Here is a 16,716-nt window from a genome sequence, read left to right as displayed (position 1 = left end):
TGGACCCGCCCGGCCATCGCGCCGCCGATCGTGGATCTTCACGCGTTAGTCGCGCCGATGCGCCGTCCCGGGGCGCGGCTTTCGTTCCCACGCCCCGCGTCGCGGCCGGGACCGCGCGGCTGTCTTCACCCTCGGTCCGTGGCAAGCGCGGGCGTGGGTTGGATGCTTCGGGCTAGAAGGTGGCGCGCAGGGCCAGGACCGCAGTCGTTCCGGCCCGGCCGGCGACGTTGCCGGAGTTGATCCGATAGGCCGCGCCGGCGGTCAGGCCCAGCCCGGCGCCCAGCGGCGCGGTATAATCAAACCCCAGGTCCAGTTCGCGCCGCCGGGGGCTGAGGTCCACGCCGGTGTCGGTAAAGCCCGGCCCCGCGCTGGAATAGGACGTCGGCAGGCTCAGCACCGCGCGACCGCTGGTGATCGAGATCGGCTGGCGCAGGAAAAGGCTCAGCACATCGCCCTGGCGCAGCGCGTTGGCGCGGTCGACAGCGATCCCAAGGCTGTTGTAGGCCACCGGCGTGAAGCCCTGGATGATCCCGGCGCCGTTGCCCTGCGCCACCCCGAAAGAGGCGCTGATCCGCAGCCCCGTGCCCGGCCCCAGCTTGCGCGCCAGTCCAAGCGAGACGGAGCGCGCCCAGGCCTGTATGTCTGGCCCGTAGCCCGGCGCGGTGACGCCCAGAAGAGAGCCCTGGCTGCGAAACGCCGTCGCGCCGATTTCCAGCGCGGCTTCGCCCAGCGGGATGGCACGCGACACCGACAGCCCGGCGAAATCGCCCTGCTGGCGCAGCACCGCCAGGGACGTGCGGTCGCCAACGCGCATGCGGGTTTCCTCCAGCCCCGATACCTGCGCCGCGTCGGGTGCGCTCATCAGGTCGGGGCCGATCAGCGCGGCCGCATCGACCCCGCCGGTCAGCGCGGCATGTTGCGCCGCGCGCTGGCCGCCGATCTGTCCCGACACCGCCCGCCCGAAGGCGACCGCCGCCGCGAAACTGCGCGCGGTCCCGCCCAGCATCGACGCCGACGAGGTAAAGGCCCCGCCCATGCTGTCGACCGAGACCACCCTGGCCTTGCCCAGCGCCTGGGCGATCGCGTCGCCCGAGGCCGAGCCGCCGGCGATCGCGACCTGGCCCAGCGGGATCTGCCCGCCCGCGGCCATCGGCACGCCCACGGTGCCGATCGGCAGCAGCGCGGCCCTGAGGTTCAGAAAGCCCGCGCCAAATTCGTTGTTGAACTTGTGCGTCACCGCCCCGCCCGCGAAGGTCAGCGTGCCGTCGTAATGGCTGAAGAAGCTGTTGTCGGCGGTCACCAGCAGTCGCGCGCGCAACTGCTGCGGGCTGAGGTCGGGGAAGGCCTCGGCCAGCAGCGCGATCGACCCCGCCACCTGCGGCGCGGCAAAGGACGCGCCCTCGCCGATCAGATAGCCGGTGGGGTTGGTGTTGTCGGCCACAATCGACTGTCCGTCGGCGGCAAGGCAATAGCGCGCGGCCTCCGCGCAGGGGGCCGAGATCCGGTCGGCGCTGACGATCTGGCCGTTCTGGAAATGGGGAATGGCATTGATCACCGCCAGCCAGCCGGGCTTGAGCGCCGGATAGGCGCTGGGCAGGCCCGCCATCGCGTCGATCGAGGTGGCGTTGTAATCGTTCTGCGCGGCGAAGACGACGACACCTTTCTGCTGATAGCTTTGCAGGGCGCTGATGTAGCTTGCCCCGGCGCCGGAGCCGAAGATCGCGCCGTAATTGGTATTGGCCACCGTTTCGCCGGCCAGCCCCCAGGAATTGTTCAGCGCGATCGCGTTGGCGGCTTTCGCGGCCAGCACTTCCTGCGCCATGGTCGACCAGTTCACCGGCTTCGAATAATCCAGATAACCCGCGAACAGATCCGCGCCCGGGGCGAAACCGGTCATCTGCCCGCGGGTGCCCGCCCCCACCATGACCGAGGCCACCGCCGTGCCGTGGAAATCGCTGCCCGCGCCGCCGTCCAGGGTGATGGTCTTGCCGTTGAACTGCTCATGCGCGGTGTTGACGTGGCTGTCGATCATCGCCAGCACCTGGCCCTTGCCCGTCAGCCCGGTCGAGAAGGCATAGTTCAGCCCGGCTTCCTTCTGGGCGTTGGTGGTGATGACCTTGCCGGAATTGTAGGTTGGACTGCCGTTCACCTGCTTAGGGTAAGTGATCGTGCTATTGATGAAGACCTGGCGCGCATCCTGCGCCGCCACCTTGGCGGCGCTGTAGGCCATGACGAAATAGCGATTCCAGGGATAGGGAAGCGATCCGGTCGTGGGGCCCGTGGTCTGGCTCGTGCCGGTCGTACCCGAACTGCCACTTCCCGACGACCCGCCGCTGTCGCTGCTGCCGCCGCCGCAGCCCACCAGCGCCAGGAGGCTGCAGCACAGAAAGAGGTTTCTGATCATCCGCTCGGGGGTCCTCTGGCCATCTACGGCGCGCCCGCGGCCAAGCGCGAGGCCGGGGCGCTCGGCCGCCCCGAAACCACGCCACCGGCTGCGTAGCGGGCGCATGTTCCGTGATACTGGCCGGGCCAGGCGTGAACGAACAATGAAAATCCACAATGCGACACACGACAATCCGGCCAGCGTGGCGCAATTGCCAAGCCCGGCAAGGGCCCGGTGGCTTCCCCTAGCTGCCGGCTTCCGCCTTGAGGATCGCGGCGACCAGCTTTTGCGGGCGATAACCCTCGCGGCCCGGCGTCAGGCCCATGCGCACCACGACCGTATCGGCCGCGGGGATCACGGTGACGGTCTGGCCGTCATGCCCTTCCATCCAGTAGGTGCCTTCGGGCAACCCGTATTCGCGCTGGTCGCTTCCCGCCTTCATGTCGCCGTGGGGCCCGGCAAGCCAGAGCATCCCCTTGGAATAGACCGGATCGGCCGCCGAGGGCGTCACCATCGTCCGCACGAATCCCGCCGGCAGGATCTGCTGACCGTCCCAGACCCCGTCCTGCAACAGGAACTGCCCGAAGCGGGCCCAGTCGCGCGCGGTGGCGTACAGATAGGACCCGCCGACGAAGGTGCCGGCCGCGTCGGTTTCAAGCACCGCGCTGCCCATGCCGAGCGGCCCGAACAGCTTCTTGCGCGGCCAGGCCAGCGACGCGGCCTCGGACCCGACCGCGTTCTGCCAGATCCGCGACAGGATCACCGCGGTGCCGGTGGAATAGCTGAAATGCGTCCCCGGCGGGTGGTCAAGCGGCTGACCGGCCGCGAATTTAGCCATGTCGGGTTCCAGGAACAGCATCCGCGTCACGTCCGAGACATCGCCGTAATCCTCGTTGAAATGCAGCCCGCTGGACATCGACAGCAGATCCTCGACGGTGATCTTCGCGCGCCCGTCGCCGGCCCATTGCGGCAGCAGATGATCCTGGTCGAGACGCAGCTTGCCGGCCTTGATCACCGTCCCGGTCAGGGCGGCGGTCACCGATTTGGTCATCGACCATCCCAGCAGCGGCACCCTCGGGCCGAACCCCTTGCCATAACGTTCCGCCACGATGCGGCCATGGCGGACCACGACGATCGCGCGCATCCCCGGCCCGGCCAGCGCGTCATCGGCCAGGACCGCGGCCAGTTTCGCCTGCCCCGCCAGATCCACGGCGCTGCCTGCGGGCCAAAGCGCCGTGCTGGCCGAGGGGCCGGGGGCCGGCGGCGCCGATTGGTCGGCGGCGCGGGCGAGGTTGCCGTCAGGCGCCACCGCGCAGCCCAGCCCCGGGCGGCGCACCGATTCCACCGGCGCGATGAAGCGCAGGAACTCGGCATGGACCCGATCGCGCGCGCGATCGGTCTGGACATCGAGCAAACGAAGCAGGGGATTGCCGGGCGCCTGGACATCGGTTTCCAGCACCGTTTCCGGCCCCCGCCCGGACAGGAACGTGGACGAGCAGACGATCTTCGATGCATAGCCGTCGCCGACGCGCAGCAAGGTGGGCGGCACGACCATCATGTAGGCGTAGCCCGCGACCACAGCCACCACGACCAGCCCGGCCAGCACCCCGAGCCCGCGCCAGACGATCCGCATGTCACCCTCCCTGCCTTCGGCGGGCATGTCCCGCGGGGCCAAGTCTTCACAAGCCGCGCGCGCTTGCAAAGGCAATTTCGGGTGACGCGGGGTCATTGCGCTTGCCGCCCCGCCCCCCGCGGCGATCGCGGACAGGCGCCCGTGACGGCCGGGCCGCGTCAAACGCTGTCACGATCAGGCGAGACGGATGGACCGGAAGCGACGCGAATTCCCTGCCAAACGCCCGTGACGATGCACTTGTCGGGGTGCCCGCCGCTCACGCCGGGCGGGGCGTTCGGCGAACCGCCCGGTGTCCATCGGCCGCCCGCCCCCTAAATGGCCCCGCGGCGGGAACGAAACCTCTTGCCCCGCGTTCGACTAGAGAGATCCGCGCCAGCGCCCCATGGCAAGGACAAAAGACAGAACTGACGCCTTCGGAATTGCCCGACAGGCAGACCGACTGCCGATCCTGCCGTCCGCGCACCCGCGTGCCGCGCCTCATCAACTTGGAGCCGTGGCCCGGTCCTGAGGAAACGACAGATGACGACATCCGACTTTTCCGCCTTCATTTCCCGGCTTGATTTCGCCTGGATCACCTCCTTCCACATCATCTATCCGCCGCTGACGATCGGCCTGGCCGCGATGCTGTTCATCGCCGAATGGCGCTGGGTGGCGACCGAGGATCCGGGCTGGTACAGGCTGTGCCGCTTCTTCGAGAAGCTTTTCGTGGTGAACTTCGGCGCCGGCGTGGCCACCGGCGTGACGATGGAAATGGCCTTCGGCATCCTCTACGGGCCCTTCTCGCAGGCGGCGGGGCCGTTCTTCGGGCAGGTGCTGGGCTATGAAACGATCACCGCCTTCATGTACGAAGCCGGCTTTATCGGGCTGATGCTGTTCGGTTGGGGCAAGATCAGCCGCGGGATGCATCTGTTCGCCACCTTCAACGTGGCCTTCGCATCAGCGCTGTCGGCGTTCTGGATCATGGATGCGAATTCCTGGATGCAGACGCCCAGCGGCGTCGAATTGAAGGACGGGGTCTTTCAGATCACCGATTGGACGAAGGCGATCCTCAATCCCGATTTCCTTTACGCGATGCCGCATATGGTGGTGGCCTCGATCGAGTTGTCGCTGTGCTTCGTTGCTGCGGTGTCGGCCTGGTACGTCCTCGGGGGGCGCCATGTCGCGCTGTTTCGTCGCGCGCTCCTGTGGTCGGTACTGACACTGATCGTCGTCGCGCCGCTGCAGATCTGGCTGGGCGACGGGCTGGGAAGGACCGTGGCCCGCGACCAGCCGGCCGCCCTGGCGGCGATCGAGGGACATTACGACACCCTCACCCCCTCGGGTCGGCCCAACACCGGCTGGCATGTGGTGGCCTGGCCCAACGCGAAGGGCGACGGCACGGCATGGGCGATCACCATCCCGCATGTGCTGAGCCTGCTGGAAACCCACAGCTGGAACGGCACAGTGCCCGGCCTGAACGACTTCCCCAAGGATCAGCACCCGCCCGTGGTGATCCCTTTCTATGCCTTCCGCGCGATGGTCGCGGTCGGCGGGCTGCTGTTCCTGGTCGCGCTCTGGGCGGCTTGGCTGGCGGTCCGCGGCCGGCTGTCGGTGGCGCGCATCGCCTCGAACCGCTGGTTCCTGCGTGCCCTGATCGTGTCGGGCTTCCTGCCTTATCTGGCGATCTGGACCGGCTGGTGGACGCGCGAGATCGCGCGTCAGCCCTGGATCGTCTATGGCCTGATGCGCACCCGAGATGGTGTCAGCAACATGTCCGCCGCCACCGCGATCTTCTGGCTGGTCGGCTTCATGCTGTTCGAACTGATGGTCTGGGGCGGCGCCTGGTATTTCTTCGCCAAGGTGATCCGGCGCGGACCCGACATGGACAGCCCGATCCCCGCCCCGGGGAACGAATCCCTGGGACATCTGGAAACCAACCCCGAGGAGGCCGAGGATTCCGGCTACGTCCGCCCGGTCTGACCACCGGCGACCGGATGGCCCGGGAACAAGGAGATCCGAAGATGGACATGCTTTCCCGTACCCAGGACATGCTGGCCTTCGCCTGGTGGATCGCGCTCAGCGTCAGCGTCCTGTTCTACATCATGCTTGACGGCGCCGACCTGGGCGCGGGGATCCTGACCCTGTTCCTGGGGGACGAAGACGAACGCGGCGCGGTGATGGCGGCAATGGCCGGCACCTGGGACGCGAACGAGACCTGGCTGGTGGTCGCGGGCGGGGTGCTGTTCGGCACTTTCCCCTTCGTCTACGGCTCGGCCTTCAGCTATCTGATGGTGCCGCTGACGCTGGTGCTTTGGGGGATCATGACGCGCGCGGTGGCGCTGGAATTCCGCCACCTGGCCGAACCGAGATGGCGCCGCTTCTCGGACTGGGCCTTCGGCCTGTCGAGCCTGGCCACCACCTTCTTCGGTGGCATCGCCGTGGGCGCGGTGCTGGAAGGCTTTCCGCTGACCCATCCGGCGCACGGCATCCCCACCTATGTGGGTGGCGCGCTGCGCTTTCTCAGCCCGTTCAGCCTGTGGACCGGGGCCGCGGCGGTGCTGGCGGTGATGCTGGCGGGGGGCCTTTTCATCCGCGCCCGGTTCAAGCGCGGAGAACCGATCCGCGATCACGTCGCGCGCTGGACCGACCCTGCCTTCTATGCCGCGCTCGGCTGCGTGGCGATCACCCTGGGCTGGAGCGCGCTGATCTTCCCCTGGGCCGCGCAGAAATGGTTCGGCGCCCATTTCTGGATCTGGGGCCTGCTGCTGGTCGCCGCGCTTTTCTCGACCGCGAAGATGCGCCGTGCCACCCGCGGCGAACGGGACCTGGCCGCGATCTTGTGGTTCAACCTGACCGTCGCGATCCTGGGGGTGGCGATGATCGCCACGATGTATCCCTGGCTCGTGCCGAACACCTGGACAATCTATTCCGGCGCCAGCCCGCAGGTATCGCTGATCACCTTCACCTTGGCGATGGCCGGCTTCTTCCCGGTGATGGTGATGTACAACTGGTATCAGATCTGGGTCTTCCGCGCGCGGATTTCCAAGCTGGTGCGCTACCACGAATAGGGGCGCGGCGATGACGACCTTCTCGGCCCGGGCCCCCGACCGCGACACCGCCAGCGCGTCGGAGCGCTGGCTGCGTGCCCGCGCGCATTCGGTACGCGCGCCGATCGCGAGCGCTGCCCTTGCCGGGACGGCGGCGGCGGCGCTGCTGATCGGCCAGGCCTGGCTGCTGGCGCGGATCATCGACGGGGTCGTCATCCGCCATCACGATCTGGGCCAGATCCTGCCGCTTGTGCCGCCGCTTCTGGGCGTGATCGCGGCGCGGGCGCTGGTTTCGGGGCTGGTGCCCGTCGCGGCCTTTGCCGCCGGCGCCCGCATCCGCCGCGATCTGCGCCACCACTTGCAGACCCATATCACGGCGCTCGGCCCCGCCTGGGCCGGCACGGAACGGTCGGGCGATCTGGCGAACACCCTGGTCGACGGGGTCGACGAGGTGGAAAGATACTACGCCGATTACCTGCCGCAACGCTATCTGACAGCCCTGATCCCGCTGGCGATGCTGGCCGCGGTGGTGCCGTCGGATTGGGTGTCGGGGCTGATCCTGTGCCTCACCGCGCCGCTGATCCCGGCCTTCATGATCCTGATCGGCAAGGGCACCGAGGCGCTGAACCAGCGCCAGTGGCGGACGCTTGCGCGGATGAGCGCCCATGTCTTCGACGCGATCGAGGGTCTGACGACGCTGAAGCTGTTCAACGCCAGCCGGCAAGAGGCCGCCACGGTCGCACGGATCTCGGACGCCTACCGCCGCGCCACGATGCAGGTGCTGCGGGTGGCCTTCCTGTCGTCACTGATGCTGGAATTCCTTGCCACGCTGGCGATCGCACTGGTCGCCGTGTTCATCGGGTTTCGCCTTTACTACGCGCAGATGCATTTCCTGCCGGGTTTCTTCGTGCTGCTTCTGGCGCCCGAATTCTTCCGCCCGCTGCGCGACATGGGCAGCCAGTACCACGCAAGGATGGCCGCGATCGGCGCGGCCGAGCGGATCGTCGGCTGCCTGGAAACCCCGGCCCCCGACACCAGGGGGACCGCCCGACTTCAACAGGTCACCCTGATCACGTTCGACAGGGTCGGCTTCGCGCATGAAACGGGGGGCCAGGGCCTGTCTGGGATCACCCTCACCCTGGCCCGCGGGGAATGCCTGGCGGTGACGGGGGCGTCGGGGGCGGGCAAGACGACACTTGCCCATCTGGCGTTGGGCTTTCTGACACCTCAATCCGGCGCGCTGCGCATCGACGGCGCGGATCTGGGCTCGGTCGCGCTGGACGACTGGCTGGGCCATGTCGCCTGGCTGCCGCAATCGCCCACGCTGTTTCACGGCACGATCGCGGAAAACATCCGTCTGGGTTGGCCCGAAGCCCCGCCCGAGGCCGTCGAGGCCGCCGCCCGCGCGGCCGTGGCGCATGACTTCATCGCAACCCTTCCCGAAGGCTACGCCACGCGGCTTGGCGACGGCGGCGAAGGGCTATCGGGGGGTGAGCGGCGGCGGATCGCATTGGCGCGGGCGTTGCTGAAACCGGCCGAGGTGCTGATCCTCGACGAACCCACGGCGTCTCTTGATCAAGGCACCGCCGCGCGGGTCATCGCCACGATCCGCGACCGCGCCGCCCACCAGGCCGTGCTGCTGATCACCCATGATCCCGCCGCTGCCCGGGCCGCGGGCCGGATCCTGCGCCTTGACCGCGGCCGCCCGGTCCCCCCACCGCCGGCGGGAGAGGCCGCATGAAGGATCTGCGCCGCCTCTGGGCGCTGTACCGCCCCTACCGGTCCTGGATCGCGCTGGGCATCGCGTTGACGACCGCGACGGCGCTGTCGAATGTCGCGCTTCTGGCGCTGTCGGGCTGGTTCATCGCCTCGATGGCGCTGGCGGGCCTGGGCACCCAGTCGTTCAACTACTTCACCCCGGCGGCGGCCATCCGCGGGCTGGCCATCCTGCGCAGCCTGGCGCGCTACCTGGAGCGTCTGGTCACCCACGAAGCCACCTTGCGGCTTCTGTCCGAACTCAGGACCTGGTTCTACGAGCGGCTGGAGCCGCTGGCGCCCGCCGGGCTGCGCGCGCATCGCCGCGGCGATCTGCTCGGCCGGATCCGCGCCGATATCGACAGCCTCGACAATTTCTACCTGCGGGTGCTGGTGCCCGGCGCCTCGGCCACGATCAACCTTGTGCTGCTGACCGGGTTTCTGGCGACCTTTTCCCTGCCGGTCGCCGCGGTCACGGCGGTGGGGCTGTCGATCGCGGGCGTCGCGCTTCCCCTGCTGATGTTGCGCCTCGGGCGCGCGGCGGGGGCCCGGGCCGTGGCGATCCGCGGGGCGTTGCGGGCGGCGGTGACGGATGGCATCCGCGGCGCGGCCGAGTTGCGCGCGCTTGGCGCCAGCACCCGCCAGACAGCCCGCATCGATGGGCTCAGCGACGCGTTGATCGCCCAGCAGCGGCATCTTGCGCGTCTGAAGGCACTGTCTGTCGTGCTTTCGGGGCTGACCGCGCCGCTGGCCATGGTCGCGGCGCTTGTGCTGGCGATCCCGTTGGTCGGACAGGGCCGCCTTTCCCCTGCCGATACGGCGATGATCGCGCTGTTCGTGCTGGCCGCGTTCGAGGCCGTGGCGACCCTGCCCCCGGCGTTCCAGGCGATGGGGGAAACCCTGGCCGCCGCCCGCCGGATCTACGAGATCGCCGACACCCCCGCGCCGGTCGCCGACCCGGCCGTCCCGGCGCCCATGCCGCGGCGCCACGATATCAGGGCCGAGAACCTTTGCCTGCGCTACCACCCGCAGGATGCACCGGCGCTGGACCATCTGTCCTTTCATCTGCGCCAGGGCGAGGTGCTGGCGCTGAAGGGCGCGACGGGGGCGGGAAAGACAAGCCTTGTCAACGCGATCCTGCGCTTCCACGGCTACCAATCCGGCCAATTGACGATCGGCGGCACCGAGGTTCGCGCGCTCGGCGGCGCACAGGTCCGCAGCCTGTGCGCGGTGGTCGACCAGCATGCGCATCTGTTCAACGCGACGATCCGCGACAACCTGCGTCTCGCGCGCCCCGAGGCCGACGATGCGGCCCTGCGGCGCGTACTGGAGGACGCCGCGCTCTGGGATGAGGTGAGCACCTTTCCCCGCGGTCTGGAAACCTTCGTGGGAGAGGCCGGGGCACGGCTTTCGGGGGGGCAGGCGCGGCGACTGATCATCGCGCGGGCGCTGCTGAAGGACGCGCCGATCCTGCTGCTGGACGAGCCCACGGAAAACCTCGACGCCGCCGCCGAGGACCACGTCATCGCAGCGCTGCGCCGTCTGGTGGCCGGGCGCACGGTGCTGCTGATCAGCCATCGGCCGCGGACCCTGGCCCTGGCCGACCGGGTCGTGACGATCGAGAACGGGCGCGCCATACCGTCACCGCCATCCGCGCCCTGCCCGAAGTACGCCACCCGCGTCTAGCCGCACCGCCGCCGCCATGAAGCGGGTCGCCAGCGGCCGGGCGCCGCATCGTGCCGGCCATTGCACCCGGCTCTGCGCCGGCGCCGCGCTGCCGGCGCGGATCAGGCCGCGGCGCCGCGCATCTCGACCATGCGGGCGAAGAACGAGGCACCCACCGGCAGCGCCGCGTCGTCGAAGACGTAGCCGGGGTTGTGCAGCGGGACATTCCCGCCATGGCCCAGCGTGCAATAGGCACCTGGCACGACGCGCAGCATGTCGGCCATATCCTCGGATCCCATCACCAGATCGGTCTTGAGACGGGCGTTCTCGTCCCCCACCACGTTGCGCGCCGCCTCCAGCAGATCCTCGGCGCGCTGATCGTCGTTCATCAGCACGTCGAAGACATTGCGCAGATCAAGCTCGATCTGGCAGTCATGCGCCACCGCCAGGCCGCTGCACAACGCCCGCAGGCGCTTTTCCACCCGCGCCATGTCCTCGGGGTCGAAATAGCGCACGGTGCCAGCCATCGTGGCGGTTTCCGGGATCACGTTATAGGCGGTGCCGGCGTGGAACTGGGTGATCGAGACCACGACCGGATGGGTCGGCGCCAGGTTGCGCGACACGATCGACTGGATCTCGGACACCAGGCCCGCGCCGATCACCACCGGATCCTTGGATTCCTCGGGCCGCGCCGCATGGCTGCCCTGGCCGGTGATGGTGATGTCGAAGAAGCTTGCCCCCGCCATCGCCGGGCCCTTCTTCACGCCGAATTCGCCGGGCCCGTGGGACGGAGAATTGTGCAGGCCGTAAAGTTCGTCGCAAGGAAAGCGGTCGAACAGCCCGTCGGCGATCATCGCCCGCGCGCCGCCCAGGCCCTCTTCCGCAGGCTGGAAGATGAACACCGCGGTGCCGGCGAAATCGCGGGTTTCCGCCAGGTAGCGCGCGGCGCCCAGCAGCATCGTGGTGTGGCTGTCATGGCCGCAGGCATGCATGATGCCGGGGTTTTTCGACGCATAGGGCAGGTTCGTCTGCTCATGTATCGGCAGCGCGTCCATATCGGCGCGCAGCCCGATCGTGCGCCCCGGGCGATCGCCCTTCAGCACCCCCACCACGCCGGTCTTGCCGATGCCGCGGGTCACCTCGATCCCCCAGCCTTCCAGCATCTGGGCGACCTTGGCGGCGGTGCGGACCTCTTGAAACCCCAGTTCGGGATGTTCGTGGAAATCGCGGCGGATCGCGGTCAGATCGTCGGCAAAGGCTTCGATGCGGTCAAGCGTGGGCATGTGGGATCTCCGTGGATGTGCAGGCGCGGGTGTGGCTGGGCGGCACGGTCACCGGGTTCGGGCACCGGGCACGGATCGGCGGGGCGTTGCGCCACGATGGTCGGGCCGCGGCCGAGTCGCAAGCGCCGCGCCGGATCACAGCCGCGTCACCTCGACCAGGCAGCTTTGCGCGGCCGAACCCTGCGCCAGCCCCGACGTGCCGCGATCGGCGGTCAGCACATTGGGGTTGCCCGCCAGATCGCGGTCGCCCTCGGGGCGGAACCAGGCGCCGGTGGCCAGCCGCACGGTGCCCGCCATGATCCGGGCGTCGGGCCAGGCCCGGGCCAGGCTGCGCCCGCGCGAATTGGCGATCTCGACCAGATCGCCCCGTGCCAGCCCCCGCGCCGCCGCATCCGCGGGGCTGATCCAAAGCCGTTCGTGACCGTCGTGGCGCTCTGCCCGGCTGGCCGCACCGGCGTCAAGCTGGCTGTGCAGCTTGCCCCTGGGCTGGTCCGATAGCAGGTGCAGCGGCCAGGTTTCGGCCGCCGCCGCCCCCAGCCATTCGCGCGGAGGAAACCACATCGGATGCGGGCCGCAATCGGCAAGGCCCATCGCCGCGATCCGCTCGGAAGAGATCTCGATCCGCCCCGATGGCGTGTCCAGCGGGTGGGCGCGGGGATCGGCGCGGAAATCCTGCAACAGCACGATCGGATCATCAACGGGCAGTTTCACCAGCCCGGCTTCTCGGAAGCTGTCGAAATCGGGCAGGGCGACGCCTTCGCCCAGCATCCGCTGGCGGCTGTCGTCATAGAGATGGCGCAACCAGTCGTCGGCCGCGCGCCCCTCGGTGAAGTCCTGTTGGACGCCCAGCCGCCCGGCGAGCCCTGCGAAGATGGTGAAATCGTCGCGCGCCTCGGCCAGCGGCGGCGCGGCGCGGCTCATCCACACCAGATGCCCCTCAAGCCCCGCATAGCCGATATCCTCGCGCTCCAGCGCCAGAGTCGCGGGCAGGACGATATCGGCGTGGCGCGCGGTGGCGGTCCAATATTGCTCATTCACGACGATCGTGTCGGGCTTTGACCAGGCATGGCGCAGGCGGTTCAGATCCTGATGGTGGTGGAACGGGTTGCCGCCGGCCCAGTAGACCAGGCGGATATCGGGGTAGGTGCGGGTCTCGCCGTCATAGGGATAGCGAGCGCCGGGGTTCAGCAGCATGTCGGCGATGCGCGCCACCGGGATGAAATCCTGGACAGGGTTGTGCCCTTGGGGCAGCGTCGGGGCGGGCAGCCGGCGGCCGCGCCCGCCGATCACGTTGGCGGCGCCATAGCCGACGCCGAAGCCGCCGCCGGGCAGGCCGATCTGGCCCAACATCGCAGCCAGCGCGACCACCGCCCAGCAGGGCTGTTCGCCATGATCGGCGCGCTGCAGCGACCAGGCCATGTTCACCATTGTGCGCCGCGAAGCCATGCGCCGGGCCAGGCCACGGATCGACTGGGCCGGGGCGCCGGTGATCCGGGCCGCCCAATCGGGGGATTTGGGTTGGCCGTCCGCCTCGCCCCGCAGATAGGCCGCGAAGCGGTCGAAGCCCACGCAATGGCTGGCCAGGAAAGCGCGGTCGTGCAGGTCTTCCTCCAGCAGCACATGGGCCAGCGCCAGCATGAAGGCGGTATCGGTGTTGGGGCGGGCCGGGATCCATTCGGCCTGCGCGACCTTCGCGATATTGTCCGCGACCGGGCCGATATTGACGAATTCGACCCCGGCGGCACGCATGCGCCCCAGCGCGCCGGGCAGGTGGTGGCGCAGCACCCCTCCGGGCGAAACCTGGGCGTTCTTTTCCGGCACCCCGCCGAAGGTGACGAACAGCTCGCAATGTTCGGCGAGGGTCTGCCAATCGGTATGGGCCTCCATCAGCGTGCCCATCCGCATCACCACATGCGGCAAGATCACATGCGCCGCGCCCAGGCTGTAGCTGTTGCGATGCGCGACATAGCCGCCGATCGTGTTGAGGAAGCGGTGCAACTGGCCCTGCGCATGATGAAAGCGCCCGGCGCTGGCCCAGCCGTAGGAGCCGCCGTAGATCGCACCATTGCCATGGGTCTTGCGCACCCGGTCGAGTTCGGCCGCGACCAGATCCAGCGCCTGGTCCCATTCGACCTCGATGAAAGGCTCATTGCCGCGCTGTTCGCCCGCCGCACCGGGCCCGCCCTTCAGCCAGCTTTCACGCACGGCCGGGCGGCGCACGCGCAGCGATTGCAGATCGGGCGAAAGCTGGTCAAGGCCGATCGCACTTGGGTGCGGGTCCTCGTCGACCGGCCGCAGGACCGTGCCGCCCGCTTCCTCGACGATCTCGCGCAGGCCCCAATGGGTCGAGGTATAACGGCGCATCCCAGTCCCTCCCGAAAGCCCGTCACGCGGTCGCATCCGCACCACGGGCGATTCCCAATCGCGCGCCCCTGTCGCGCCCCGGGCACGATGGCATCCCTTGGCCGGCTTTCCTAGTCCCGCCCCGCCCGCGTCCAGGCCGTGCCCACCCGGCCTGGACGGGCGGCACCGGGCACAAGGCAGTCGCCCCGGATGCGCGCCGACTTGACTTGAGTGAGCGTTCCGGGAAATCCTGCGCCATCCAGCAAAGGCCCGCCATGTCCAGCGATCCCCTTCTTCAGCCCTACCGCCTGAAGCATCTGACGCTGCGCAACCGGATCATGACCACCAGCCACGAGCCCGCCTATCCCGAGGACGGGATGCCCAAGGCGCGTTATGTGGCCTATCACGCGGAACGCGCGAAGGCCGGGGTGGCGCTGGCGATGACGGCGGGTTCGGCCTCGGTCTCGCGCGACAGCCCGCCGGCCTTCAACAACATCCTCGCCTATCGCGACGACGTCGTCCCCCATATCCGCGCCCTCACCGACGCCTGCCATGAACACGGCTGCGCGGTGATGATCCAGCTTACCCATCTGGGCCGACGCACCGGCTGGGACCGGGGCGACTGGCTGCCCTCGGTGTCGTCGTCGAAGCACCGCGAACCGGCGCACAAGGCCTTTCCCAAACTGGCCGAGGATTGGGACATCGCCCGTATCATCGCCGATTTCGCCGATGCGGCCGAGCGGATGCAGGAAGGCGGCATGGACGGGATCGAGCTGGAGGTCTACGGCCACCTGCTTGATCAGTTCTGGTCGCCCCTGACCAATGACCTGGATGGCCCCTATGGCGGGCAGACGCTGGACAGCCGGATGAAGCTGGTGCGCGACGTTCTGGCCGGCATCCGGGCGCGCGTGGGCCAGGATTTCATCGTCGGCATCCGCTTCACCGCCGACGAGGCCGCGCCCGGCGGCATAACCACCGCCGAGGGGCTGGAGATCGCGAAGCGGCTGAAGGCCACCGGCATGGTCGATTTCCTCAACGTGATCCGTGGCCGCATCCATACCGACCCGGCGCTGACCGACGTGATCCCGGTGCAGGGAATGAAAGCGGCGCCGCATCTGGATTTCGCGGGCACTGTCCGGGCCGCGACCGGCATGCCCATCTTCCACGCGGCCCGCATCCCAGATGTGGCGACTGCGCGCCATGCGGTCGCGGCGGGGCTTTTGGACATGGTCGGCATGACCCGCGCCCACATGGCCGACCCGCATATCGTGGCGAAGGTCATGACGGGCCGCGAGGACGACATCCGCCCCTGTGTCGGCGCGACCTACTGCCTGGACCGGATCTATGCCGGCGGCGAGGCGCTGTGCATCCACAACCCTACGACGGGGCGCGAACTGACGATGCCGCATTCGATCGCCCCGGCGGAGACGCGCAAGAAGGTGGTGATCGTCGGCGCGGGGCCCGGAGGGCTGGAGGCCGCGCGCGTCGCCGCCGAACGCGGGCATGAGGTGACAGTGTTCGAGGCCCAGCCCGATCCCGGCGGGCAGGTGCGGCTGACCGCGCAATCCCCCCGTCGGCGCGAGATGATCGGCATCATCGACTGGCGGATGGCTCAATGCGCGGCCCGCGACGTGGCCTTCCGTTTCAACAGCTTCGCCGAGGCCGGGGACGTGACCGCGCTGGACCCCGACGTGGTGATCGTCGCGACCGGCGGCCTGCCCAACCTGGAACTGTTCGAAGCCGGCCATGACGCCCCCCATGTCGTCAGCGCCTGGGATCTGATCTCGGGCGATGTGAGGCCGGGGCAGGATGTGCTGATCTACGACGAAAGCGGCGACCATCCGGGCCTGATGGCGGCCGAGGTGGCGGCGCAGGCCGGTGCGAAGGTCGAGGTGATGACACCCGACCGCAACGTCGCCCCCGACATCATGGGCATGAACCTGGTGCCCTACATGCGGTCGCTGCAGGCGCGGGACGTGACCTTCTCCATCACCCGCCGCCTGATGGGCGTGGCCAGGGACGGCAACCGGCTGATGGCGACGATCGGCACCGACTACAGCGATATCACCTGGCGACAAAGCTACGATCAGGTGGTGGTGAACTATGGCACGATGCCGCTGGAGGATCTTTATTTCGCGCTGAGGCCGCTGTCGTCGAACCTGGGCGCGGTGGACCATGACGCACTGATCGCGGGCCGGCCGCAGGCGCTGGCGGTCAATCCCGCCGGCACCTTCCAGCTATTTCGCATCGGCGACGCCGTCAGCAGCCGCAACACCCATGCGGCGATCTACGATGCGCTGCGGCTGATGAAGGATCTCTAAGGCGCGCCGAGCGAACGCCTTTCTCCCCCGCTTGGCGCGCGTCGCGAAACCTTGCGCGCTGCGACGGCGGCGAACGCCAAGCAGCGCCCGGAACCGGCACGCAGCCCCCGACCTTGCCTCCCTCCATTGCAGGCCCGTTCGCGTCCTTGGCCCTTGCGGCACCAGGGGATCCACCGGCGGAACCGCCACACCTTCATGGCCTGTCAGGGTGGCACCGCCAGGGTGCAGGTCGCGAAGGCCGCTATCCGAAGTCCGCCGCGTGGATCCGTCCGCGCAGGTCGGGGCGCGCGGGCCCACCCGGGCCTCT

At 68.9% G+C, this 16,716-nt stretch carries 9 protein-coding genes; 5 read left to right on the top strand and 4 right to left on the bottom strand.

The window, feature by feature from the left end; translation table 11 throughout:
* Positions 1-172: 172 nt before the first annotated feature.
* Entirely contained in the window at positions 173-2,404 is a 2,232-nt protein-coding gene (locus BLV97_RS12195) for a S8 family peptidase (RefSeq protein ID WP_051646302.1), read from the bottom strand.
* Between the two features lie 223 nt (positions 2,405-2,627).
* The gene (locus BLV97_RS12190) at positions 2,628-4,016 is read right to left on the bottom strand and encodes a serine hydrolase domain-containing protein (protein ID WP_035846347.1); all 1,389 of its coding nucleotides are present in this window, start codon (positions 4,014-4,016) and stop codon (positions 2,628-2,630) included.
* A 519-nt stretch (positions 4,017-4,535) separates the two neighbouring features.
* On the opposite strand from BLV97_RS12190, the gene BLV97_RS12185 reads away from it, so the two are divergent.
* Genes BLV97_RS12185 through cydC form a run of 4 tightly spaced genes read left to right on the top strand, consistent with a single transcriptional unit; the run spans position 4,536 to position 10,483 of the window.
* The gene (locus BLV97_RS12185; protein ID WP_035846343.1) at positions 4,536-5,975 is read left to right on the top strand and encodes a cytochrome ubiquinol oxidase subunit I; all 1,440 of its coding nucleotides are present in this window, start codon (positions 4,536-4,538) and stop codon (positions 5,973-5,975) included.
* Positions 5,976-6,016: 41 nt separating this feature from the next.
* Positions 6,017-7,063 (top strand): cytochrome d ubiquinol oxidase subunit II, encoded by a 1,047-nt coding sequence (gene cydB / locus BLV97_RS12180; RefSeq protein WP_035846341.1) that lies wholly within the window; start codon positions 6,017-6,019, stop codon positions 7,061-7,063.
* 10 nt (positions 7,064-7,073) lie between these two features.
* Entirely contained in the window at positions 7,074-8,783 is a 1,710-nt protein-coding gene (gene cydD, locus BLV97_RS12175) for a thiol reductant ABC exporter subunit CydD (protein ID WP_051646301.1), read from the top strand.
* Complete coding sequence (cydC, locus tag BLV97_RS12170; protein WP_092164080.1) at positions 8,780-10,483, top strand: thiol reductant ABC exporter subunit CydC; 1,704 nt, start codon at positions 8,780-8,782, stop codon at positions 10,481-10,483. The genes cydD and cydC overlap by 4 nt, the downstream gene beginning before the upstream one ends.
* A 101-nt stretch (positions 10,484-10,584) precedes the next feature.
* Here cydC and BLV97_RS12165 read toward each other — a convergent pair whose 3' ends face one another.
* Together BLV97_RS12165 and BLV97_RS12160 are read right to left on the bottom strand one after the other, a co-directional pair.
* The gene (locus BLV97_RS12165; RefSeq protein WP_035846317.1) at positions 10,585-11,745 is read right to left on the bottom strand and encodes a M20 aminoacylase family protein; all 1,161 of its coding nucleotides are present in this window, start codon (positions 11,743-11,745) and stop codon (positions 10,585-10,587) included.
* 135 nt (positions 11,746-11,880) lie between these two features.
* Entirely contained in the window at positions 11,881-14,109 is a 2,229-nt protein-coding gene (locus tag BLV97_RS12160) for a molybdopterin-dependent oxidoreductase (protein WP_051646299.1), read from the bottom strand.
* Positions 14,110-14,363: 254 nt separating this feature from the next.
* Between BLV97_RS12160 and BLV97_RS12155 the strand changes: the two genes are divergently transcribed.
* Entirely contained in the window at positions 14,364-16,409 is a 2,046-nt protein-coding gene (locus BLV97_RS12155; RefSeq protein WP_035846315.1) for an NADH:flavin oxidoreductase, read from the top strand.
* The last annotated feature ends 307 nt before the right edge of the window (positions 16,410-16,716 follow it).

Origin of the sequence: Allgaiera indica (assembly GCF_900106675.1) — a bacterium.
In the GTDB taxonomy this organism is placed as follows: Bacteria; Pseudomonadota; Alphaproteobacteria; order Rhodobacterales; family Rhodobacteraceae; genus Acidimangrovimonas; species Acidimangrovimonas indica.
The sequence above is the reverse complement of the archived record's forward strand: the minus strand, read 5'-3'. Positions and strand labels throughout refer to the sequence as shown.

Excerpts from the sequence above, each read along its gene's own strand:
- BLV97_RS12195 (WP_051646302.1), bottom strand. The coding sequence starts at position 2,404 with ATGATCAGAAACCTCTTTCTGTGCTGCAGCCTCCTGGCGCTGGTGGGC.
- BLV97_RS12190 (WP_035846347.1), bottom strand. The coding sequence starts at position 4,016 with ATGCGGATCGTCTGGCGCGGGCTCGGGGTGCTGGCCGGGCTGGTCGTG.
- BLV97_RS12185 (WP_035846343.1), top strand. The coding sequence starts at position 4,536 with ATGACGACATCCGACTTTTCCGCCTTCATTTCCCGGCTTGATTTCGCC.
- cydB (WP_035846341.1), top strand. The coding sequence starts at position 6,017 with ATGGACATGCTTTCCCGTACCCAGGACATGCTGGCCTTCGCCTGGTGG.
- cydD (WP_051646301.1), top strand. The coding sequence starts at position 7,074 with ATGACGACCTTCTCGGCCCGGGCCCCCGACCGCGACACCGCCAGCGCG.
- cydC (WP_092164080.1), top strand. The coding sequence starts at position 8,780 with ATGAAGGATCTGCGCCGCCTCTGGGCGCTGTACCGCCCCTACCGGTCC.
- BLV97_RS12165 (WP_035846317.1), bottom strand. The coding sequence starts at position 11,745 with ATGCCCACGCTTGACCGCATCGAAGCCTTTGCCGACGATCTGACCGCG.
- BLV97_RS12160 (WP_051646299.1), bottom strand. The coding sequence starts at position 14,109 with ATGCGCCGTTATACCTCGACCCATTGGGGCCTGCGCGAGATCGTCGAG.
- BLV97_RS12155 (WP_035846315.1), top strand. The coding sequence starts at position 14,364 with ATGTCCAGCGATCCCCTTCTTCAGCCCTACCGCCTGAAGCATCTGACG.